19 protein-coding genes are annotated in these 22014 nt (G+C 48.5%); 15 read left to right on the forward strand and 4 right to left on the reverse strand.

The window, feature by feature from the left end:
- Window positions 1-5 precede the first annotated feature (5 nt).
- The 12 genes from CRO74_RS20130 to CRO74_RS20185 all read left to right on the forward strand — a co-directional run bounded on the left by CRO74_RS20130 (window position 6) and on the right by CRO74_RS20185 (window position 11351).
- Window positions 6-1502 (forward strand): tetratricopeptide repeat protein, encoded by a 1497-nt coding sequence (locus tag CRO74_RS20130; RefSeq protein ID WP_097128237.1) that lies wholly within the window; start codon window positions 6-8, stop codon window positions 1500-1502.
- Between the two features lie 147 nt (window positions 1503-1649).
- Entirely contained in the window at window positions 1650-1991 is a 342-nt protein-coding gene (locus tag CRO74_RS20135; protein WP_097128239.1) for a hydrogenase maturation nickel metallochaperone HypA/HybF, read from the forward strand.
- Window positions 1992-2012: 21 nt separating this feature from the next.
- On the forward strand, window positions 2013-2720 hold the full coding sequence (gene hypB / locus CRO74_RS20140; protein WP_097128242.1) for a hydrogenase nickel incorporation protein HypB: 708 nt from the start codon (window positions 2013-2015) through the stop codon (window positions 2718-2720).
- Window positions 2721-2816: 96 nt separating this feature from the next.
- The gene (hypF, locus tag CRO74_RS20145; protein ID WP_097128244.1) at window positions 2817-5153 is read left to right on the forward strand and encodes a carbamoyltransferase HypF; all 2337 of its coding nucleotides are present in this window, start codon (window positions 2817-2819) and stop codon (window positions 5151-5153) included.
- Window positions 5131-5406: a HypC/HybG/HupF family hydrogenase formation chaperone gene (locus tag CRO74_RS20150; RefSeq protein ID WP_097128709.1), complete on the forward strand. Its 276-nt coding sequence runs from the start codon at window positions 5131-5133 to the stop codon at window positions 5404-5406. The genes hypF and CRO74_RS20150 overlap by 23 nt, the downstream gene beginning before the upstream one ends.
- The gene (hypD, locus tag CRO74_RS20155; protein WP_097128246.1) at window positions 5403-6539 is read left to right on the forward strand and encodes a hydrogenase formation protein HypD; all 1137 of its coding nucleotides are present in this window, start codon (window positions 5403-5405) and stop codon (window positions 6537-6539) included. Before CRO74_RS20150 ends, hypD begins: the two co-directional genes overlap by 4 nt.
- A gap of 98 nt (window positions 6540-6637) precedes the next feature.
- On the forward strand, window positions 6638-7672 hold the full coding sequence (gene hypE, locus CRO74_RS20160) for a hydrogenase expression/formation protein HypE (protein ID WP_097128248.1): 1035 nt from the start codon (window positions 6638-6640) through the stop codon (window positions 7670-7672).
- Between the two features lie 4 nt (window positions 7673-7676).
- On the forward strand, window positions 7677-8819 hold the full coding sequence (locus CRO74_RS20165; protein WP_097128250.1) for an NHL repeat-containing protein: 1143 nt from the start codon (window positions 7677-7679) through the stop codon (window positions 8817-8819).
- 5 nt (window positions 8820-8824) lie between these two features.
- Window positions 8825-9451 carry an urease accessory protein gene (locus tag CRO74_RS20170; RefSeq protein ID WP_097128251.1) on the forward strand — a complete coding sequence of 209 codons (627 nt, stop codon included), beginning with the start codon at window positions 8825-8827 and terminating at the stop codon, window positions 9449-9451.
- Window positions 9441-9677: a hypothetical protein gene (locus CRO74_RS20175; RefSeq protein ID WP_097128253.1), complete on the forward strand. Its 237-nt coding sequence runs from the start codon at window positions 9441-9443 to the stop codon at window positions 9675-9677. Before CRO74_RS20170 ends, CRO74_RS20175 begins: the two co-directional genes overlap by 11 nt.
- Window positions 9652-10221: a bifunctional nuclease family protein gene (locus CRO74_RS20180; protein WP_245877922.1), complete on the forward strand. Its 570-nt coding sequence runs from the start codon at window positions 9652-9654 to the stop codon at window positions 10219-10221. Before CRO74_RS20175 ends, CRO74_RS20180 begins: the two co-directional genes overlap by 26 nt.
- A 224-nt stretch (window positions 10222-10445) precedes the next feature.
- Complete coding sequence (locus tag CRO74_RS20185) at window positions 10446-11351, forward strand: alpha/beta fold hydrolase (RefSeq protein WP_097128257.1); 906 nt, start codon at window positions 10446-10448, stop codon at window positions 11349-11351.
- 74 nt (window positions 11352-11425) lie between these two features.
- Here the strand turns inward: CRO74_RS20185 and CRO74_RS20190 are convergent, their stop codons facing one another.
- Entirely contained in the window at window positions 11426-11692 is a 267-nt protein-coding gene (locus tag CRO74_RS20190) for a hypothetical protein (protein ID WP_097128259.1), read from the reverse strand.
- Between the two features lie 960 nt (window positions 11693-12652).
- Here CRO74_RS20190 and CRO74_RS20200 point away from each other — a divergent pair.
- The 3 genes from CRO74_RS20200 to cas5b all read left to right on the forward strand — a co-directional run bounded on the left by CRO74_RS20200 (window position 12653) and on the right by cas5b (window position 16335).
- Window positions 12653-14542, forward strand: a complete 1890-nt coding sequence (locus tag CRO74_RS20200; protein WP_097128263.1) for a hypothetical protein — start codon at window positions 12653-12655, stop codon at window positions 14540-14542.
- 63 nt (window positions 14543-14605) lie between these two features.
- On the forward strand, window positions 14606-15529 hold the full coding sequence (locus CRO74_RS20205; RefSeq protein ID WP_097128264.1) for a type I CRISPR-associated protein Cas7: 924 nt from the start codon (window positions 14606-14608) through the stop codon (window positions 15527-15529).
- Window positions 15526-16335 (forward strand): type I-B CRISPR-associated protein Cas5b, encoded by an 810-nt coding sequence (gene cas5b, locus CRO74_RS20210; protein ID WP_245877923.1) that lies wholly within the window; start codon window positions 15526-15528, stop codon window positions 16333-16335. Before CRO74_RS20205 ends, cas5b begins: the two co-directional genes overlap by 4 nt.
- A gap of 168 nt (window positions 16336-16503) precedes the next feature.
- Here cas5b and CRO74_RS20215 read toward each other — a convergent pair whose 3' ends face one another.
- The 3 genes from CRO74_RS20215 to CRO74_RS20225 all read right to left on the reverse strand — a co-directional run bounded on the left by CRO74_RS20215 (window position 16504) and on the right by CRO74_RS20225 (window position 21962).
- On the reverse strand, window positions 16504-18114 hold the full coding sequence (locus CRO74_RS20215) for a right-handed parallel beta-helix repeat-containing protein (RefSeq protein ID WP_097128266.1): 1611 nt from the start codon (window positions 18112-18114) through the stop codon (window positions 16504-16506).
- A 401-nt stretch (window positions 18115-18515) separates the two neighbouring features.
- On the reverse strand, window positions 18516-20978 hold the full coding sequence (locus CRO74_RS20220) for a T9SS type B sorting domain-containing protein (protein WP_097128268.1): 2463 nt from the start codon (window positions 20976-20978) through the stop codon (window positions 18516-18518).
- A 108-nt stretch (window positions 20979-21086) separates the two neighbouring features.
- Window positions 21087-21962 carry a hypothetical protein gene (locus CRO74_RS20225; RefSeq protein WP_097128269.1) on the reverse strand — a complete coding sequence of 292 codons (876 nt, stop codon included), beginning with the start codon at window positions 21960-21962 and terminating at the stop codon, window positions 21087-21089.
- Between the last annotated feature and the right edge of the window lie 52 nt (window positions 21963-22014).

The raw sequence follows: 22014 nt of genomic DNA on the forward strand, positions 1-22014 counted from the left end.
GCCTTATGCTTTATCTAACTATTCGAACCGATAACATAGCTGCTGTTAACCAGGTCATTGCATCCGAATTCAGGCTCAGTGAACTGGTGCAGATGATGCCGATTACTGATACCGATGCGGATCCTGACGCGATAACCGTTATCGAAGAAACGATTCAGGTATCACTCGACTGGAGTGAATCGCTTCCCCCCATTCTGTTGCCCCGCCCGTTGGTTTTCTCGCCCGAAAACCTGCTGACGGTCGTGTTTATTCGCTTAGACAACTGGGAGAAAGCCTATGAATACGGGCGGCATGATCGCTCACTGGCCGACACCATCGACCTGACGAACCGCTTGCAGGCGGGCGTATCGGTAGACGTACCGGCCCGGCCCGTTAATGGGGTTGGTACGTTCGAAACCTATCGGCGCTGGCATAACCGGGCGGTGGCACTGCATTACGGAAACCTCGAAACGGATACCGACGACGATGTATCCGAAGCGTATCAGACTGCCCTGAGTCATGCCCCCGATGCGGATTATACAGCCTACACAACAAAACACTACGCCACGCTGCTGCTCGACACCGGGCAACTGGCAGTCTCCAATCAGGTGCTGGCGCAGGCGGCTGTTCCCGAACTGAGTGATGCGGCCAAACATGAGTTGCTGGCGGTTCAGTATGCCGTTTGGTTGCAGCAACTGGTTGTTCCCTACGATGCGGATTTGCTCGAACAGACGAAAACAGCGCTCTGGCAGGTATTGCAATACTATGAAAATCAGCAACGTACCATTCAGGTAGGGCTGTTGCTGGTCGATGCCGCCCAAGTGGCCAACTTCACCAATAGCTTTGCCGAATCACTCGGCTACATCAGTCGGGCGGTGACCATCTTCCGAAATGAAGAGGTCCCCGAACTACTAGCCAATGCGTTATACCGTAAAGGTGTTTTGCTCTACACCTGGGCGCAGAGCGGTAATCCACAGTTTTACCGCCCGGCTATGGAAGCCTATCAGGAAGCACTCAAAGTGTTTACCCAGCAGAATGCCCCGGCCGTTTTTGCCGAAATCCAGCATCACCTCGGGGTTATTTTTGCCGAAATTCCGGACGAAGTCAAGAAGAAAAGCATCTGGGCGGCCGTATCGTCAAGTTCGTTTCAGCAGGCCCTGGCTTATTTTACGCGGGAGGAATTTCCGTACGAATACGCCACCATCTGCAACCACTACGCCAACGCTCTCACAAAATACCCGCAGGCCGCCAAATCCGATAACTATGCCAAAGCCATCGGTTATTACCGCGATGCCTTACGTGTTCGCACCGCCGAAGACTACCCGTACGAACGGGCACTGACCATACTGAACTACCTGGAAGCGGGCTGGTATGTGGGCGAAGATGACCCCGAAAATCAACGCGCTCTCTACAACGACATGGTCAAAAAGGCAAGCGAAGTGCGCTTTCTGGTTACCGATGAAGCCCTGATCAACGACGCCGAACAACACCTGCAACGACTGGGCGAGTTGGTGATTGGTTAATGTACAACGGACGGGGCCGCCCGCGCGGTGGTAATCCGTTGGGCCGCTAGGCCAATTAGTTACCTCATTAGCCTAGTGGCTCAACGGATTACCACCGCGCGGGCGGCCCCGTCCGTTGTACAGTACTACTAATTACCAATAACCAACATGCACGAAATATCCCTGGTCCGTAATATTTTCAGAACGCTGGAAGATGAATTTCCGACCGACATGGGCCGAATACGGGGAATTTATTTAAAAGCCGGACTACTCTCGAACGTACAACCTATATTGATGCAGAACGCATTTGCGGCCGTTCTGGAAGATGAGCCCCGTTACCAGCAAACGAGCCTGCATGTAGAAGTACTGCCGATTCTGATTCATTGCGATGTGTGTGATAAGACGACCGAAGTGCAGCAATATAAGTTTGTATGCCCCTGCGGCAGACCCAGCCGAAACGTCGTTCAGGGCGAAGAGTTGCTGATCAGTAAAGTGGAATTCGATGATTGAGAATCGACCATAACCAAAACTATGACAACTGCCAGACCGAAATCAAATCAGGCTTCAGTAGGAGCCGTACAGTGCGAAAATACAACGTTGAATCTGCTCAAGGTCAATGACTTCGTGGCAAAAGCCATCCGCGATCGTCTGCCCGATATATTGGTGATCAACGTCTGTTCGTCGCCGGGCAGTGGCAAAACCACGCTCATGCAGGAGACGGGCAAGCGACTCCGGGGGCGATTAAATATGGCCGTTCTGGTGGGCGATCCCGAAACCGAACGCGACGCTATCCGGATGCGGGATGTGGGCATTAACGCCCTGCAAATTGTAACGGGTGGCATGTGCCACATCGAAGCGCAGATGATTTATCAGGCGCTCGATCACATCAACCTGACGGGCGTTGATTTGCTGTTTATCGAGAATGTAGGCAACCTCGTTTGTCCGGCTGCCTTCGACCTGGGCGAAGACTTGCGCGTTACGCTGCTAGCCTCGACGGAAGGCGACGACAAGCCCAAAAAGTACCCGCGCATGTTCCTGACCAGCGAACTAATGGTCGTTTCGAAGGCTGATCTGCTGCCCTACGTCCCATTCAAGGTTGAAAACGTGATCCAGGACGCCCGCGACGTGAACCCCGACATCGAAGTTATCACCATCTCCAGCACCACCGGCGAAGGCCTCGATGCCTGGTGCGACTGGCTGCTGGCCAAGGTGGAGCAGAAAAAGGGTGTGATTGTGTAGAGACGCATATTTGCGTCTCCTATGCGTCAGCAATTTGTGTCCATAGAAAAACCATCCGGTCATGAGCCGCAAGGTATTGCGGCTCTACATAAAACCATGACATTCCATCTTCATCTTACCGGACAGGTACAGGGCGTGGGCTTTCGGCCATTCGTCTGGCAATTGGCGCGGTCGATGAAACTGAAAGGGTCCGTGAGCAATGGGGCTGATGGGGTGCATATTTATGTTAATGCCGATTTGGAAACGGCCAGAGTGCTCGCCCGTCGCGTTCAGGCCGAAGCACCCACGCTGGCCCGGATTCAATCGGTGGGGATTACCGAAGCCGACCCAATTGATTTTAGTGATTTCACAATTGTGGAAAGTCAGGCTAGCGGTCTGGCATCGCTGTTGTTAACGCCCGATCTGGCACTTTGCGATGCCTGCCGGGCGGAGATGGACGACCCGGCTAATCGGCGTTTTGGGTATGCGTTTACGACCTGTACGCACTGCGGTCCACGCTACTCCATACTTCATCAACTCCCGTACGACCGGCCCGCGACAACGATGGCTCCATTCGGCATGTGCGCCGACTGCGAGCAGGAGTACCACGACCCATCCAACCGGCGGTTCTACTCACAGACGAATTCCTGTCCGAATTGTCCGGTCGAATTGAGCTTATTTCTGGGATCAGGACGTCTCTTGAGCCAGGATCAGTCTGAAATAATTCGACAAAGTATTGATGCGCTGACGGCTGGAAAAACGGTAGCTGTAAAGGGAATCGGCGGATTTTTGTTGTTGTGCGATGCAACAAATGCCGATGCCATCCATCAACTTCGTGAACGCAAGCATCGGCCATCCAAACCGCTGGCCGTCTTATACCCCAGCGTAAACCAGCTACGGCAGGATTGCGATCTGGCTGACGACGAACTGGCTTTACTGACGAGTTCGGCAGCGCCTATTATCTTACTCAATAATCGGGTCACCCCACTCTCCGGGCTGGCTGTTGACCAACTGGCCCCCGGCTTAAACCAGTTGGGCGTCCTATTGCCTTATGCACCGTTGCTGGCGTTGCTGGCGGATGCGTTCGGCAAGCCACTTGTCGCCACCAGCGGAAATAGCAGCGGTTCGCCGATATGCTACACCAATGAACAGGCTTTGGCCCAACTGCCCGCCGTAGCTGATCTGTTACTGGCCCACAACCGGGATATTGTGGTGCCGCAGGATGATTCGGTGATGCGTCTGTCACCAACCTACCGTCAGCCCATCGTCCTGCGTCGGTCGCGCGGGTTGGCACCGACGTTCATGCCAACGGGTTTCACTCATCCGAATGTCAACGTCCTCGCCCTCGGTGCATCGCTGAAAAGTACGTTTGCCTGGCAATTGCGGGGTAATACGTATGTTAGTCAGTACCTTGGCGATTTGGAGAGCTACGACACTCAGACAAATTTCCGCGCCACACTCGACCATTTTCTGGCCCTCTTCGACGCCACGCCCGACGCCGTTCTGGCCGATCGGCACGAAGGGTACTTCTCCACCCAACTGGCCCACGAACTGGCCGCGATCTGGCGCGTTCCGCTCGTGTCTATTCAACACCACGAAGCGCATCTGGCCGCCGTACTGGCTGAAAATGAGCTGTTAGGGCAGGTAGAGCCTGTTTTGGGAATCATCTGGGACGGAACCGGCTACGGAACCGACGGGCAGATCTGGGGCGGTGAATTCATTACCTACGAAGATGGCGACTTTCAACGGATAGGTCATTTCGATTATTTCGACGCGCTTCTGGGTGATAAAATGCCCCGCGAGCCCCGGCTTTCGGCGCTTTCGCTGGCTTTTGACATACCGAGTGCCGATGAACTGCTACGGCCAAAATTCACCGAAAAAGAGTGGAATCTTTATACGAAAGTAGGTGTCCGGAATAAACTGAAAACCAGTAGCGTAGGGCGGCTTTTCGATGGGGTAGCCGCTCTGTTAGGTCTGGCAGACACTGTTAGTTACGAAGGAGAAGCCGCCTTATTACTTGAAAACTGTGCTACCCGATACGTCCGAACGAACGGCTACACAATCGCGCAAAGTTACCTGCCCGAAACCCTGTCGACGAACCGCATTTCCACAAAAACCATCCTTGCGGGTGTAGTGCGTGACATTCTGGCTGGATACCCAATTGACCGGATTGCGGCTGCCTTTCATTACACACTGGTGCAAGTAGTGGCGGCTGTAGCGCAACGAACGGGTGTCCGGCAACTGGCCTTTAGCGGGGGAGTCTTTCAAAACGGGTTGCTGGTCGACTGGTTGCGGCATGAACTCGAACCGGCGCATCAGCTCTACTTTCATCAACAGCTATCGCCCAACGACGAGTGCATTTCGTTCGGGCAGATCGCTCATTATTCATTGTCCACAACAAACACAGTACACGTCAAAACCGAAACTGCTCATGTGCTTAGCCATTCCCGGTAAAATAAAATCCATCGAATACCAGTACGACGGGCTCGTTCGTATGGCCCGCGTGGCCTTTGGCGGTATCATAAAAGAAGCCAGTCTGGATATGGTTCCGCTGGCTAAAGAAGGTGATTACGTGCTCGTTCACGTGGGGGTCGCCATCAGTATTGTCGATGAAGAAGAGGCCGAGAAAACGTTTGCCTACCTCCGCGAGATTGGTGAACTGGATGAATTGACAGAAAGCAGCCAAATCGATCGTCACGCTCTATGAAACACCTCACCGAATACCGCGACCCCGAACTGGTAGAGCAGTATATTCAGGAACTGCATCGCACCGCCACCCGTCCCTGGACGATCATGGAGGTGTGTGGCGGGCAAACGCATGGCCTGGTCAAAAATGGCATCCTGAACCTGCTGCCCGAGTTTGTTACGATGGTACACGGGCCGGGTTGTCCGGTCTGCGTGACACCCGTCAACCTGATCGATAAAGCGGTCTATCTGGCCGAAGAAAAAAACCCGGATCGCCGGCCGGTAATTCTCTGCTCGTTTGGCGATATGATTCGGGTGCCGGGTTCCACAAAGAGTCTGCTCGACGCAAAAGCGGGTGGGGCCGACGTCCGGATTCTGTATTCTCCGTTGGAGGCCGTTCGGCTGGCGCGCGAAAACCCCGACCGTGAGGTGGTCTTTTTTGCGGTGGGCTTTGAAACAACGGCCCCGGCAAACGCACTTTCGGTGGTACAGGCGCAGAAGCTTGGTCTGAAAAACTTCTCGATACTGGCGTCGCATGTGTTGGTGCCTCCGGCTATGGAGGCTGTTATTCAGGACGATGACACAAGTATTCAGGGTTTTCTGGCCGCTGGCCACGTTTGTGCCATCATGGGAATCGACGCCTACGGCCCACTCGTTGAGCGGTACAAAATGCCGATGGTCGTGACCGGATTTGAGCCGGTCGATCTGTTGCAGGGTATCCTGATGGTGGTTCGGCAACTGGAGCGGGGCGAGTACCGACTCGAAAACCAGTATGCCCGGGTGGTACGGCCGGAAGGAAACCCCGAAGCCCGGCGCATCATCGAACAGGTGTTCGAAACGGTCGACCGCGAGTGGCGGGGCATCGGTACCATTCCCGGTAGTGGCTGGGCCGTGCGTCCTGAACTGGCCGCTTTCGATGCGGATCGTAAGTTTTCGGTATCCATCGCCAAAGCGCCCGAATGCCCCGATTGCATTGCCGGTCTGGTGCTAAAAGGCATTAAAAAGCCGAACGAATGCAGCCAGTTCGGACGTGCCTGCTCACCCGAGCGACCACTGGGCGCGCCAATGGTGTCGTCTGAGGGGGCTTGCGCAGCTTATTATCATTTTGCGAATGTAGAGACGCAAGCCTTTGCGTCTCCTTTGCGTCAGCAATAGCCGTCAGGCTAAACGATTCAATAAAAAAAATATTCGGCCATAAGACGCAAGGGATTGCGTCTCTACAACGATTAACCATTATGCAACTTCACTGCCCAATGCCGAAACTCGATTTCGACATTATTACGCTCGGCCATGGCAGCGGGGGTATTCTGACCAATAAATTGCTCGAAGCGGGTGTGTTTGATCTGCTCAGTAATCCGCTGCTCGATACCCACCACGACGGTGCTTTGCTGAACCTGACGGGACGCGTGGCCTTCACGACCGATAGCTACGTTATCTCACCCGTATTCTTTCCCGGCGGCAATATTGGCGAACTGGCCGTTAACGGTACCGTCAACGATTTGGCCATGTGTGGAGCCATTCCAAAATACCTGTCGCTTGGATTTATTCTGGAAGAAGGCCTGACAATGGCCGAGTTCTGGGATATTCTGGTCAGTATAAAAGGAGCCTCTGAACGGGCCGGTGTCCAAATCGTGACGGGCGATACCAAGGTAGTTGAACGCGGGAAAGGCGATAAAATCTTTATCAATACTTCCGGCATCGGCGAACTGCACCCCAGGGCCGACATCAGCATAAAAAACGTTAGGGCAGGAGATAAGGTGATTGTTAGCGGCAACATTGCCACGCATGGTATGGCCATTATGTCGGTGCGGGAAGGGCTGGAGTTTGAAACCACCCTGACCAGCGATACCGCTCCGCTGAATCATGCGGTTTTGGCGTTACTGGATGAATTTGGAAACGATATTCACCTTCTGCGCGACCCCACACGCGGGGGTGTGGCAACCGTCCTGAACGAAATTGCCCGCGACCGAAACGTTGGTGCAACCCGACTGGGAATTGACCTGAAACAAGCAGCCATTCCGGTCCTCGACGAAGTCGCCGGGGCCTGTGAACTGCTGGGTTTAGACCCACTTTACGTGGCCAACGAAGGTGTTTTTCTCGCGATTGTTGCGCCGGAAGCAGCGGATGCCTTTGTCCGGAAACTACGAACACTCGATTATGGTCATTCGGCAGCGATTATCGGCGAAGTGGTAACTGAGCATCCTGGTCAGGTCGTGCTCACAAGCCGCATCGGCGGTCGCCGGGTGGTCAATATGCTGGTCGGCGAGCAATTGCCGCGAATCTGTTAAGTATATGCTACTGACTACGCCCAATCTTACCCAGTCTTTACCCACACGTCCCCCGTTGGTGGAATTAAATACCGTTTTTCGGGGAAGTGCGGGCCATCCGTTTTTGGCTCCGCGTGGAGTATGGATAGTGGGGGGGCGGTTGATGGTGTCCGATACAGGTCAAAACCGTGTCTTCATCTGGAACCAGATACCCACAACGGAGTACGCTGAACCCGATGTTATTCTGGGCCAGCTGGACACCCAGGAAACAGGCCGAAACTCGGGTGGCCATGTTGGTGGCGATACGCTGCAATATCCATCGGGGCTGTGGTCGGATGGTGTGCAGCTCATCGTGGCCGATGCCTGGAATCACCGTGTTTTGATCTGGAACCACTTTCCAACACAGCATGGCCAACGCGCTGATATAGTGCTGGGCCAGGCTGATTTCAGCAGCAACCAGCCCAACGCCAAAGGCATCGGTGCTGCGCCCACCGAACGAACATTGAACTGGCCGTATGGCGTAACTTCCGACGGAGAGCGGCTCTGGATTGCCGATACGGGGAACCGGCGGGTACTATTTTACGATCACATCCCAACCGAGTCGTTTGCTTCGGCTACAGCCGTAATTGGCCAACCAGATTTTACGGAGCGGGATTACGATTCGGCTAACCCGATCTGGCCGTATTCCGTCAAGATTGGGCCGAAAGGGCAGATGGTCGTGGCTGATACCCAATATTACCGGACGTTACTCTGGAACGACTGGCGAACGGCGCCCCATCAACCCGCCGATGTGCTGATTGGACAGGCTGATTTTGAGAGTAACGGCCAGAATCAATACGGCTTATTCCCCGCTCAACGAACACTAAGCTGGACGTACGACGCGCATTTTTACGGAAACGGCCTATTAGTTGCCGACACGGGTAACAGCCGGGTTTTGTGGTTCGATACGGTACCGACTGAACACAATCAACCGGCCGATAACCTGATCGGTCACGCCAGCTTCGCTACGGGTAGTGAAAACGCCAACACCCGATTCGGCACGGATAAGCAGTTGTATTGGCCCTTCTCCATTAGCACCGATGGCAATCAACTGGTCATTGCCGATACCGGCAACCACCGTATTATCATTGGCAAGCTGCCAGTGCAGTCAACAGACCTTAAAAAGTAACGGATATGCAAACGTTGTTTCCCCTTTTTCTGGCCTTAAGCGTTGGTTTTGCCCACGCCTTTGAAGCAGATCATTTAGTGGCGGTCAGTAGCATTGTTACCCGGCGCAACAATATCCGGCTGGCGCTGAAGGATGGCGTTTTTTGGGGCTTGGGGCACACATCCACCATTCTGCTCGTGGGCAGTGTTTTTATGCTGGGTAAGTTTGCCCTTCACGCGGGCGACTTTCGCTATCTGGAAGCGGGGGTAGGCGTCATGCTGGTTACGCTGGGTAGTCTGCGGCTCTATAAATTGATGGTATATCGAGAGCTGGCCATCACCCATACGCACGTTCACGAAGGTCACGCTCATAAACTAGCCTACGGAGTGGGCCTTGTCCACGGTCTGGCGGGGAGCGGTGCCCTTATCCTTTCTGTGCTAACCCAAATCAAAGAGACAGGGGCAGGTATGATCTACCTCGGGTTGTTTGGCATTGGGTCTATTGTGGGCATGATGGTAGCGGCTGGCGCATTCAGCGTACCGTTTTCTGTTCGCATGGCCACGAATCCATGGGTTCGCACTATGCTGGTTGTCGTATCATCGGTGGTTTGTATCGGCCTTGGTGCCACGGTTATTTATGAAAATGCAATGTAATTACGACGAAACAGATTTTGTGCTCTACGCGCTGGCCGAAATGAAGATTCCAGTGCTGAATCATACGGGAAAGCACATTACCCTGGAGAATGGGTACCAGATCGAAGTGGAGAAGCGCGATTTATACCGATTAAGTGTCGACGGTTTTGTGATTTCACCATTCGATGACATGGGTGAACTTTGCCAGTTTATTCAACGGAATGGATCGCCCGAAGATGATGATTGATTTGTCGATTATTGCTCTCTCGGAAAGCATTTCGAAGCCGGGAAATTATGCATTGATTCTGGAGGATGTTGTTGGTAAACGACGGATTCCGCTCATCATTGGCGCTTCGGAAGCGCAGGCCATTGCCGTAGCCATGGAGAAGATGCAACCCTTGCGACCCTTCACGCACGATCTGTTCTACCAGACGTTGAAACAGACGGGAGTTAGCATGAAAGAGGCCATTATTACCCGTGTGCAGGATGAGATTTTCTACGCCAACATCAGTCTCTTAACATCATCGGGAGAAAGCTTCACCCTGGATGCCCGCCCCTCAGATGCCATTGCGCTGGCCGTTCGCTTTAATTGTCCACTGCGTGCTACGGCTGAGGTTGTGGACGTGTCGGGCTATTTTGTCGATGATAAAACCCGCGATAAAAAAGGGTCCTATGCCGAGTACACACTGGCTGAGCTGGAAGAACTACTGGCAAAAATCATAAAAAAAGAAGATTACGAAAGTGCCGCCCGCGTCCGGGATGCCATTGACCGGCGCATGGGCTTAAAATAGCGTATTGTGTGTACGCTCACCCATGGCGGAACCATTCTATTAGCCGCTTACTAGATGATTAAGCTATTAGTTTACTGTTTATTTATATTGCGCTCAGAATATACTAATTAGTTAGTCGGGATTATTTGGTAATTAGTGCGATATTATTATCTCTATTTGGTCGATAAATAGTAGTGCATAGAGATACGGATAATAGAATCAGCTACCCAATATGCTATTCGTTTATGAGCTCAGCCAGTCACTCTCGTTATAAAGATCCTCAGCACGCTACCGAGTTTAATGACCGGTGGGCGCGCCAGGTGCAGGACTCAAATGGGTTTTCATTTGAGTCGGTTACCGTGCTCACCACCTGGGGTAAAACCGTGGTGTGGATTCATACGCCAAAGCGACGGGTGTATGAAACGCTGGTATTCTTACCTGGTTTTAATACAAGTGCTTTAGTCTGGGTTATCAATGGTGGTCTGGCTGGTTTGAGGAAGAATTATCGACTTTGTCTGATCGAAATCAATGGACAGCCAGGTTTCAGTGACGGTTTGAGCCCGAGCCTTAATACCGACGAATACGGTACCTGGGCACGGCAGGTATTAGAACAACTGGGCATTGCCCGCGTTACCCTGATTGCTCATGCACTGGGTGCGTTAATTAGCCTGAAGGTGTGCCGAATGGCTCCGCAACTGATAAAAAAGGCTATTTTAATTAATCCGGCAGGTATTCAACCACTTACGCTTTCCTTTTATTTACTGAGGTACTATTGGCTGGCTTCCCATGCACCATCGTATGAATCGGTGCAATCGTTTTTACGGGAAGTCATTTTTAGTCCAGCCTATACAGAGTTACTCCCTGATCAGGAAAAACTATTGATCGATTTTCAGGTAGACGCTTTTTCTAATTTTCAACTTACTCCCTGGTGGCATCTTGCCTTGCCTAAAGAAGAGTTGCTGGCTATTCAGACTCCACTTTATATACTACTGGGTGCTCAGGATAAACTATATCCTTACCAGGCTACATTAGAGCGTTCCATCCAGTACTTACCCTCTTTGGTAAGCGCAACTGTTTTGCCGGATTTGGGTCACGGTATTCAGACTTGCCCTTCAGTTCAGCCAAGTATAAAAGATCTGCTTTCATATTGACCACAGCACCTCTTCAAGCAAATTTTTCTCTTTACTTGAAGAGATACTGCTTTTTTTGTTTGATAATCAGATTGTTACATCGGCTTAAGATTGACTAATTTATCGACATTAACTTGTTCCAGATAAGGTGCCAGGCGTTGAATCCTGGTAAAGGTGCAGACACACGTCAGGCTTCCATCATTCTTGTCGTAACAAACCTCCGCAAAGAAATTATTAAAACTGTACAGCTGGCGATTCTGACAAACATCAGACCGATGGGCTAGTGGTACACCCCAAAGGCGTAAAGCACCTTGCCGGATAAATAGAGGTTGACGATCAAAGCAAACACGGGAAATAATCATAAGCGTTGAGTTTAAAGAATCTATAGATGAGGTTTAAAGTAGCATGCCCTGAGCTTGTTAAGAGGAAGCTACAAATACTATCCCGCTTACATCAGTCATAGACGAACAGATGATTAACATCTACGAAGGTATATTGTCCTGAAACATGTTAACACGTTGTTAATACCTTCTTTACTTTAAGAACACTGTTTGGCGAACTGATTGGTACGTTGGTCTGGTAAATTAGTAATAGGTCGACTGTACATACTTACTATAGTATACTTATTGCTACGTGAAATCAGTAGTGATCTACCCATTTCTGAACGAGTCGAATACACCCGTATTATAAGGGGAATAATAGGTGAACTGGTAAGGAAAAGTATGAAATATTACAAGTTTACTTTTGGTTGAAAAAAGAAACTATACAATAAATAACCTTACAAATAATTGCTGTGAAATATATCACCGTTTAATATTGAACCTAAATTGGTTTTTAATGCCAGATTAAAATTCTATCTGAGAATAAAAAAGTTTTACTATACTCAAATGCTGAAATAGCTTTCGCGAATTTGATTATATGAAAAAGCAGAAAATATCCAGATTAGATCAATTACTAATTCCGGCACAGAAAGGGTTTTTGTTCGAATTGTTATTGATCCTTTATATAATGAATGGACAAAAGCTTTTTGACTGTGCCGTTAAGTACGTACAGACAGGATTCTGTTTGGTGGCTACCGGGCGTTATCTTAAATGGAAATCGAAACATATTTAGTCGTAGTGATTATTTATCAGCACTCATTACATGAGTATTTGCTGTTGTTTTGTGCGTTTAATTGACTGCTTATTTTTATTCATTTAAGAAGAAGCGTAGTATGTCTGATGCATATCAGATAATGGTTATAATCCTTGTCTGAAATTTGCTAAGTATAGTGTGTGCTGTTGAATAAGCGTCCTTTATTCCGGCTGAACAGGTAGTTAATTATGCTCAAAGAACTTGCCAGCTTTACTCAGGCACTTGATCCAGAGTTCAAGCGAATTGGTATACAACCTAAAGAGGGCTTGAATGTAGTAATAAAGGTTGATTTTGACGATAGTGCATCATCTGTACGGTTATCCGGTGTTGAGTACGAGATATATAACAGACGAAAACAAATAGATAAACTGTCTGATTTATTGATTCGATGTGCTGAGATCCAGGAAGTAAGCTGGACTCTTGACTTTGATAAGAAACCATTTTACCAAAAGTGCTTCGATCTGCCACAAAAAGGTATATTGACAGTTTCCCCGTTTTGTTTTGCTACCAAGAAAAAGTCATTAATCGGAGGGTCAAAATATATTGAGAAAGATAAGGTAAAGATTAATGAGCGGGTGCCGCGTTATATTAAGAAAGCCAAGACGTTAATTGATGATGAATTTCATAAATATGCAGATTGGCTTCAGGACTATTTATCCACATGGGATGCGTTTGAGCGGTTTCTGGATACTGTTGACGGGTTTGATAACCTTAGCGAGGAAGCTCACATAATACTGCATCTCGATCTACCAATAACGCTATATAAAAAAGCATACTCGGCTTACTTAAAAGATTATCTGTTCAATCGGAAGTTGCCATCTGTAGGTGGAGAATCTATTGGTGTAAGCAATTTTAAGAACGGCTTCAATGAAGAAAAACCATTTCTAAAGCACCAGACGGCTACGTTTCTGTTTAACGGATCGGTAACGCATGAGTTTGCCGAAACAGTTTTTGAAGCACAGAAAATTCTTGATCGTGCTATTTTACCGAGACCCCTACCCATCTTCATCTTTCCTGATCAAGAACCCGTTACAGAGCTACGGGATGATGTAATGAATCTCTTTAAGGAGGAAGCGCGTAAAGCGCCCGCACAGCGTAAGTCATACGAGCAGATTATGGCTGATCTTTATGCAAAATCAACGAACGGGCTTTCTAACTACTACCTTTTATACTACCAGCAGGGACAAATTAAAGATTTCGATTTTGTAAGCAAGTTTGATTACTATATACGGGATGCTTATACAAAACAAGACTGGCTGGAGATTAAAAACGTAATGGCTGTTTTAACTGCCGCTAAAAAACCTAGAAAATACCCAAGACTAACCAACGTGTTTCAATTATTGGATTGTGTTTTTGCTCCTTTGTTTGGTCATAAAAACGTTCATTCCGCTAATCTGCTTGGCGATTTAAAAACAGACGATTTTATTGTTGCCACTACGCCGAATTCGTATCATCTTACCTATACGCACCTTAGCGCCCTAAGATACAGGAAGGCTGTTTATGACTTTGTTTTTAAATCAAAGCACGATGCAATTAAGGGAAAAGCCTTTTGGCACATGGTTGTATCTACGTTTCAGGATGATATGAAATGTGGTAGAAATAAGCAGATAAAAGAAAAACTCAATATTCTCTTTAGTGTTAATCATTTCTTTGATGAAAAGAATGAAAATTTCAACGGATTTTATATGCCAGATAAACTTGATTCATTAACAGAAAAGACGCTGAAGATTGCGGATAGCTTCGAACGTGTTCCCCTTGAGGATGAGTATGAGTTTGCCTTTATTTCGGGCCAGGTGATTGATTATCTTATGAGCTTGAATTATCCATCGGATGAATCGCATGCTGCTTTGGAAACGTTTATCCAAAAAACAGATGTCGAGCTTTTTAAACAGGAGATAGGGCGCCTGTTCCTTAAGCATAAGCATGAAGTTGAACGCCCGGCTAATCTGAAAAGAAACAGGGTTGCTAATCTGATGCGTGAGCTAATGGCTTTCGACAAACGGGCCGATTTAAAGAAACTATACGTGATTATTCTCGCTGGTTACTTCAGCCCGACGTTCTATTTACGGGAGAACTAACGGGGGCAATGCGTTCCAGATACCGCCCGGAATAATAACTCTTTTCTTATCGTAAACCCTGTTATGGGAAATCCTTTTTTTAACCGTGTCTTCGGATGCGTCATTATAAAGTCGGTCAATTCAAATTACAACGCTGATTTCTCGCATCAGCCCCGCACCTTACCGGATGGAACTGTTTACGCTACAGATAAAGCGCTAAAATATACCGTACGAAATTACCTCAAAAAGGCCTTCCCTGGTGAAAAGGTATTTTACCTTAAAACACTCAATACGGAGTTGCAGCCTCGAACGCTGGACGAAAGCTATGAACACTATTTTGGCGTGTATCCCAAAGAAAAAGACGCTCAGTTACGCCGAACGGTAGCTAAACATTTGTTCGAGTGCATCGATGTTCGCTTGTTTGGCGGGACGTATGCCGGTAAAACCAGTTTGTCGATTCATGGGCCTTTGCAAATAACTCATGGCGTCAATCGGTTTGTTGAAGGCGTTATTTACTTCGAACAGATTATGACGCCCTTTCGGAATCCCGGCGCAACTAGTGCGGAGTCTACGATGAGTTCACTGGGTACGCAGTCGAAGTTGAAAGAGGGTCACTATGTACATGGTTTTTCGCTGAACCCGCACAACAGCAGCGATCTTATTGAGTTATGTGGTGGCAAAGCGATCAGCGACGAGGATATTGATAAAGCCAAAAAAGCCTTAACGCAGGGTGCCACTTTTTATGATTCGGCGGCTAAAGCAGGGACGGAAAACGAATTGATGTTGTGGGTACAGCTTAAGGTGGGCTCTATGCTGGTCTTGCCCTCGTTTGTAGACCTGATTCAGGTAGGTGAAGATCGTAAAATTGATCTGTCCAGCGTTACTGAAATCCTCCAAAAACCGTCTGTAACCAAACATATTGAGAAGATTGAGCTTCATTACGATCCTACAGTATCAAACGTGATCGGTGCGCCCAGTGAAGCTGTCTTTTTAGAATTGAACCCATGATGCCTGAAACTACCTCTGAACCGCCGGTTACTGGTTGGAAGGAGTTATTGTCTTTTGATTTAAAGGCTGACTTTGGCTTTTTTCGTAAACCGGACGTTAATGAAGGCATTCAGTATTCGTACAATATGCTGCATAAGCCGGCCTTATTAGGTATTATGGGGGCTATAGCCGGTTTGAAAGGGTATCAGCAAAAAGGCCACTGGCCCCAGTATTACACCCTGTTAAAATCGGTATTAGTGGGTATAGCGCCACTCAATCATGAACGGGGAAGCTTCGCAAAAGTGGCTATTACGTACACCAATACCGTTGGTTACGCCAATGCCGATGGAGCTCTTATTGTACATGAGAATACGTTAAGATGCCCTGCCTATCGTGTTTTCGTACTTCTCGATCATACCAATGACGTGCAGGCTCGCCTGGCAACCCGCATAAAACAGCAGGAAGCTGAGTTTGTTCCTTATCTGGGCAAGAATGAATTTACGGCCTGGTGGGATAACGTACATGAATATGAGATTGACAGAACAATGCCAACCGAATCGTTTGCCTTAGTAAGCCTGTTTGATAGGCGTGTAAAGACTGATTCCAACGCCATAGCGAGTGGAAAAGACCAACTGGATTTCGTTGACATGTCACATCCGAAGGGTAGCTACGTCTATTTTGAACGATTGCCCTCAGGTTTTGATGAGGAATTGTTGCAGTATGATTTAACAAACTTTGTTTATACTGATTACCCAATAAAAGCACCAACTCAACTGGGTAATTTGTACCGGCTCAATGGAGCCAACTCGTATGTACAACTGACGTAGTAGTCCTTTTAATCGTACCTTTCAGGAATTGAAATTTTGGTAAGGAGATTAGTTAACGATCCCTTCTTTTAATCGTACCAATCAGGAATCAAACAAGGCTCCGGGAAAACTTACGTTAAGTTTTCCCGGAGCCTTGTTTGGTTTTCTAACTAATTGAATGAGGTTGACTTACTGTTTGATGAACCGACCTTCCAACACGTTAAGCTCCGACGTAACGACTTTAAAAACATATAAACCCGTTGGTAAAGAAGCCGTTTCGACCCGAAGCTCGCTGGTTGTTGTGGCTGGTTTTATGGTTGTAACCGGCTTACCGTCAACGGTGTAAATGGTGGCTTCTGAAATGGCTAATTCCGAATTCGTCAATTGGAGGAACACTTCGTTTATACAGGGCGACGGGAAGGAAAGAACCTGCCGAACTCCCACTTCTATTCCGCTAAATTCAGCGCCCAGACGAGCACCGGGCGATGGGTCAAATTCATATGCACCGATATCGATTCCTTTTCCCTTAGGACGGCCTTTCCCATTGAGGTCTGTCCTAACGCCCCAATAGTTATTGGTTATGCCTTTGTCAACCAAAGGAGATCCCGATAGTGGATTAAAACTACTATCAAATACTCCGTCTGATAAAGCCGAGCTAACTGAAGCTCCGTAGTAATTGGCCGACTGCGTTACCTGAACGCCCGGCAGCGTATTCAGCAATTTACCCACTCCCGACTGGATTACTGCATTGTTGGCCAGAGTGCTTCTATCCAGTTTGTTATACAGCGCAAAGCCTTCCTTACCAGTATTAGCAATCGTATTATTCGTGAATATGATGCTGTTACCAGCTGGGGTTCCGGCGCGGTTGTCACAAAAAACGCCTATTCCTCCAATATCCGTAACCAGGTTATTGTAGATCAGGTTGGTTCCAGAGTGACCAAGAATAATAATCCCGTTGCCACTTACATTTTTGACGATATTGTTGTATAAACGGCCTGCTACGCCCCCCGAAGCCTGAATGCCATTGTTCTGGTAGGTTGCAAACGGAGAGATCCCGGCATAGTTTACCACATTGTTATACACCCGGTAATCCGGTGCACAGCCATACTGGATGCCTTCGGCACCGGTGCGTTCGACCAGATTATTGTAAATGGCCAGACCATAAATGTTGTGCGGATACACCACTTTGCTCTCTCCATCGCAGTTTTTGGTTATACCACTGTTCCAGAAGGAGTTCCCAATGTACATGCCCTCGCCGTAGGTATCATGCACATAGTTGTCGTGTACCTTGATGTTGTACATGCTGAAGTTTCCCCGCCAGGTGGCCGGATTGCAGGTGGGGTCCATCTTGATCATGATCCCGGCAAAGCCCGTGCCTGATACCTCAACCCGCTCGATCTCAAAATCGGAGCTAAAGCCCGTTACATTGATGCCCGATGCTCCGCTGGGGGTTTTCGTGAGCCTTATACCGTATTTATAGTCACTATCGCCCGAGCCGGTCAGTTTGACAAATTTGCTGTCATAAAACTGAATACCATTTGTGCCGCTTGAGGTGCCAACCGTAACCCGCCCATCGCAGTTGATGAACTTGATGGGTTTGCCAGACGATCCTACAATGTTCTTAAAGTAAAGATAAGGGTAGTTACCGGCTGCAATGCAGATTGTCTGGCCTGGTTTGTAGCCCAGCGCCTTGCCATCGTACATGGCTGCTTTTGAGATAGTAATATCACAATCGCAGCTCTGGGCGAATGTGTGATAAAAAGAGGTAACAACTAAAATGGCAGTTAGAATAACCCTCATTTTGTTACGGTTTATATTGATTTATAAATTTAAATTAACGGATATATTAATTAAGGAATATCGTTTGTTGCTTCGTTGAACAACGACAATATTCCTTAATTAATGCATTAAGAAATAAACGTATACTAAAGGCGGTTTAAAGCAGTGTGTGGGCGTATTTTGTAAACATTTATTATGTAAATATATATTATTAACATAATAAATATAATTATTCTATGAATCCCGGTAAAAGATTACATAGTTGAGAGAAATCGAATTTGAAAAGACAATAATAGGGTAATTAGATTGATTTGTTGATTAAACGGTCACAAATTTATTCGTTTGTGTTAAACATTTTTGTTTGGGTTACAAAAGAGGGGGGCTACTAACTACTTCATGGCTTACCGGTAAAGCAAATGGAGTTAGCGCAAAAGCAAGACCCAACCCTTCAGGGGGGGCGTTGAGGAGGAGGGGATCAGGACATACGAATACGATCCGGTCGGTAGTGGTTTATTGGCAAAAGTGCCATCGAAGGCACGACTATATCCGTCTGCGGCATAGTAAACAATATCGCCCCAGCGGTTAAAAATGGTAAGCTTTGCCTCAGGGTACGCGTCAATTCCAGTTAATTGCCAGGTATCGTTCAGGCCATCACCATTTGGACTAAAGGCATCTGGTATCCAGATAGGCCGTATTAATTTGATTCGGATAGAATCTGAGTTCTGGCAACCCGTACTTCCGGTTACTCTGATGGTGTACTGAATGTCTTCCTGTACGTTAAGGGCCTGTACGTACGGTTGATCGGAAGCGGAGAGATATAGGGTTGGTTCCCAGGAGAACTGCACGGGCTGGCCCGTTAAAATGGGCTCCAAATCGATAGTGCTGCCTTTATAAACCGTTAGCGACGTGGGTAAGTCGACACCAGGTGGCCTAATCACGTCAACGTGTTGCCGAATGGATTCTGCGGCACAAGAGTTAACCGAGCTTTGAAGCGCGTAGGTTAGCTCATGCCGACCAATGCCTGCCAGTTTCGGACTGAATTGATTGCCAACTACCCCTTCGCCCGAAAATGATCCGCCGGGTGGATTGGCTATTAGCGTAACAGGTGGGCCATCCGTACCACAAATCGGAGGAATGGAGTCGAAGGTGATTAATGGCCTCGTTGATTGCCCAAGGACGAAAGGAGGAGAGGTAGCTTCGCAACCCGCCGAATCGACTCCCGTTGCCGTGATTTCGCCTGGTGTTTTCGCGTAAAAGGAGGCCTTATTGGGTGAATCAATCACGAGCCCATCAACATGCCATTGATAACGGGTTGCGCCACTGGCTAAAAGCAGTACCGAGTCGCCAGGACAAACAACGGTTTTGGCCGAAGGTGATGTTAGGGTAATTACCGGGTCTGGTCGCTGGGCTATGGTTACCGTGTCGGAGCCGATAATACAGCCCTGATCGGCATCGTACAAGCGTGCATTGTATTGCCCTGGTTGAGTGGCCGTCAGCGTCTCCCCCGTCTGGTTGCTTAGTTCGGCACCATCCCGGAACCAGCGGTATCCGTAACCCGATGGTGCCGTTAATGGAACTGTACCGCCACTTTTGCAAACTAATGCTGCGCCTGTATACGTAAGTTTAGCCACTACGGAGGCATCATTCAGGCTTACTTTTTCGGAGCTTACCCGTTGGCTACACCCCGAAGCGAGCGAAATAGTGACCCTATACTCCCCCGGTTCCGACGCTGTTAATTTAGCACCGGTCGCTCCATTGATGGGTACGTTGTTTTTGCTCCATTGGTAATTCCAGGCTGCGTTCGTTGTTGTTTCCAGCTGAATTGTTTTGCCCGCGCACAAACTGGCTTCTGTGCTGGTCAAAGGCCGGTTTTGGATGCGTATGGCGGGTGTAGGTAAAGCAACCGTCTGGCAATCCAGAACCAGCAGTTGCAGGTCACGGCGAATTTCTCCCAGTTTTACCCCTTTCCGGAACTCTTCTACCCGAATGGAAAAAACATAAAGACCCGTTTGGCTGGCTTTGACCGAAAGAATACCCGTTTGGGCATCTATAGATAAGGCTGGGTTGCCCGGTATTGCCTGCTGTGCACCAAAACCGGCACGCCAGTTGACTTCGGGGTAGGGGGCCGGTTTAATAACGGGTGTACTGGTGCTGGTAATAAACGTTCCGGCCAAAGGCGTAACCAGTGAGTAACGAAGCTCATCACCATCGGGATCCGTTGCTACGGTAGAGAATGTGAACGGACTACCCACACAGATATAATCGCCGATGAGAGGCTGAAAAACGGGCGACGAATTGACAAAAGCCTGACCTGCCTGCCGGAGTGCAGGGAACTCCAGGTAGAAGAGAAAAGGGGTCGTTTGCGGATTGTTAAGATTCGCAATATTCGCGTTACGGCAGCAGTTCTGCTGAATCATATAGTAGCCCAGCGGATCACTATAGGTATCGGTGTCGAGCTGGATGTCGGCCTGGTAGATAACCTGACTAATACGTAAGTTATTACTTAATGCGCAGCTTGAATTCGCGAACGTAACGGGTGGGCGGTTGGTACTTGTACTGTTGAGCAGAGTAAACTCCGCCATTTTCTTTCCGTCCGATTTCCTGAAAATGACGACATCGCTGGTTGATTGTGGAAGGTTAGCCGTTTGCGCTTCATTGTAGTAGTAGGTCATTTTTACCCGAAAATGCCCTGAAGTACTGTTAATCATCACCATTTCGAGCTGCCCGCCAACGATGTGGGTCGCAAATGTGAAGGTGGGTAAAAACAGAGCTATAATCGTGTACGTTTTCCAGGTCCTCGACACATAAGCATACAGTAACGCCAGCGGCCCTGACAACCAATGGATGAAAGCCTTATCTTTTGTGGAGGAATTAACTGGTTTCATTAATGTCCTGACTTAAAATGACGGTCAATATTCACTGGTTCAGGCGACTCTAGTCACAGAATCTGGCTAATCCATACGGATCGACGAGGAAAGGCGTACGGGATTCGACTAATCTAAAATGGCATCTTTCTTTAACAGAGAGATGTACTTCAGGCTGCCGTTTAAGTTCAGGTGCTGATAATCGGTGAAAAACTCATTGCCCTGAATAGCACGTGAATAATCGGCTACTGGCAAACCGGTAGCGGCTGTTATTGCGTTTTTCCAGGGTTGAACCTGTTTAATTTTGTTTGCGGCAAAAGCAGGCAGGTAGGGGTTAAGGACCAGTTTCACGTCAATCCCCCTTTGCTGAGCCAGTTTTACCGTTTTGACCAGGTTTCGTAAAATCTCCTCTGAGGCAAAGGCAAATCGATACGGTTGCTGTAAGGCTAAGCCCTCAAGCATACCCGGCGAAATAGTGCGGTTGGCCAGCCAGTTATCATCAGCACGATTTAAGTAATAGAGCGTTCGCTGAAATACTTCACCATTATAGCGAAGAAGGTTAATCACCTGTCCTGCAATACCTATTTTCGCATCATGTGCCGTAATAAGATCTGACAAACCCCTGGAAAAGGGCGCGTAGCAGCCAAATATGAGAACAAGCTCTTTGTTCGTCAGGCCACACATGGATACCTCAATGATCAATTTTTGGGGAGCCGGGTTCCGTTCCAGGTAATCGCGAAAGAGGGTATATCCCAAATCCATGGGCATCGCGTTGTAACTCAGGTTGAAGCTTGTGCGGCCCGTAATCTGGTGGACATAAGGCTCGCAGAACGACAACCCGCGTGAGTTGCCCAAAAAGGCAACCTGCGCTTTTGCCTCTCCTTTGTAAAGTTGTGAATAACGGAAATGACTTTTATTGACAAAGCGATTGAGTAGAGATCCGCCTAGTCGGTCGCCTAGTAACGTAAAAACGACGAGCGCAATAAGCCAGAGAACATGTTTCATGAAAAGAGTACGTTAAAGTAGAACACAACGAGTTTCAGGTTTGCATAGCCCC

The sequence above is a fragment of the Spirosoma fluviale genome (assembly GCF_900230225.1).
Classification (GTDB): Bacteria; Bacteroidota; Bacteroidia; order Cytophagales; family Spirosomataceae; genus Spirosoma; species Spirosoma fluviale.

Bases quoted from the DNA above. Each gene is read 5' to 3' on its own strand.
- hypB (WP_097128242.1), top strand. From the start codon at position 2,013: ATGACAACTGCCAGACCGAAATCAAATCAGGCTTCAGTAGGAGCCGTA.
- cas5b (WP_245877923.1), top strand. From the start codon at position 15,526: ATGATGCCTGAAACTACCTCTGAACCGCCGGTTACTGGTTGGAAGGAG.
- CRO74_RS20180 (WP_245877922.1), top strand. From the start codon at position 9,652: ATGGATCGCCCGAAGATGATGATTGATTTGTCGATTATTGCTCTCTCG.
- CRO74_RS20170 (WP_097128251.1), top strand. From the start codon at position 8,825: ATGCAAACGTTGTTTCCCCTTTTTCTGGCCTTAAGCGTTGGTTTTGCC.
- CRO74_RS20215 (WP_097128266.1), bottom strand. From the start codon at position 18,114: ATGAGGGTTATTCTAACTGCCATTTTAGTTGTTACCTCTTTTTATCAC.
- CRO74_RS20130 (WP_097128237.1), top strand. From the start codon at position 6: ATGCTTTATCTAACTATTCGAACCGATAACATAGCTGCTGTTAACCAG.
- CRO74_RS20165 (WP_097128250.1), top strand. From the start codon at position 7,677: ATGCTACTGACTACGCCCAATCTTACCCAGTCTTTACCCACACGTCCC.
- hypF (WP_097128244.1), top strand. From the start codon at position 2,817: ATGACATTCCATCTTCATCTTACCGGACAGGTACAGGGCGTGGGCTTT.
- hypD (WP_097128246.1), top strand. From the start codon at position 5,403: ATGAAACACCTCACCGAATACCGCGACCCCGAACTGGTAGAGCAGTAT.
- CRO74_RS20220 (WP_097128268.1), bottom strand. From the start codon at position 20,978: ATGAAACCAGTTAATTCCTCCACAAAAGATAAGGCTTTCATCCATTGG.
- CRO74_RS20200 (WP_097128263.1), top strand. From the start codon at position 12,653: ATGCTCAAAGAACTTGCCAGCTTTACTCAGGCACTTGATCCAGAGTTC.
- CRO74_RS20190 (WP_097128259.1), bottom strand. From the start codon at position 11,692: ATGATTATTTCCCGTGTTTGCTTTGATCGTCAACCTCTATTTATCCGG.
- CRO74_RS20185 (WP_097128257.1), top strand. From the start codon at position 10,446: ATGAGCTCAGCCAGTCACTCTCGTTATAAAGATCCTCAGCACGCTACC.
- CRO74_RS20205 (WP_097128264.1), top strand. From the start codon at position 14,606: ATGGGAAATCCTTTTTTTAACCGTGTCTTCGGATGCGTCATTATAAAG.
- hypE (WP_097128248.1), top strand. From the start codon at position 6,638: ATGCCGAAACTCGATTTCGACATTATTACGCTCGGCCATGGCAGCGGG.
- CRO74_RS20175 (WP_097128253.1), top strand. From the start codon at position 9,441: ATGCAATGTAATTACGACGAAACAGATTTTGTGCTCTACGCGCTGGCC.
- CRO74_RS20150 (WP_097128709.1), top strand. From the start codon at position 5,131: ATGTGCTTAGCCATTCCCGGTAAAATAAAATCCATCGAATACCAGTAC.
- CRO74_RS20225 (WP_097128269.1), bottom strand. From the start codon at position 21,962: ATGAAACATGTTCTCTGGCTTATTGCGCTCGTCGTTTTTACGTTACTA.
- CRO74_RS20135 (WP_097128239.1), top strand. From the start codon at position 1,650: ATGCACGAAATATCCCTGGTCCGTAATATTTTCAGAACGCTGGAAGAT.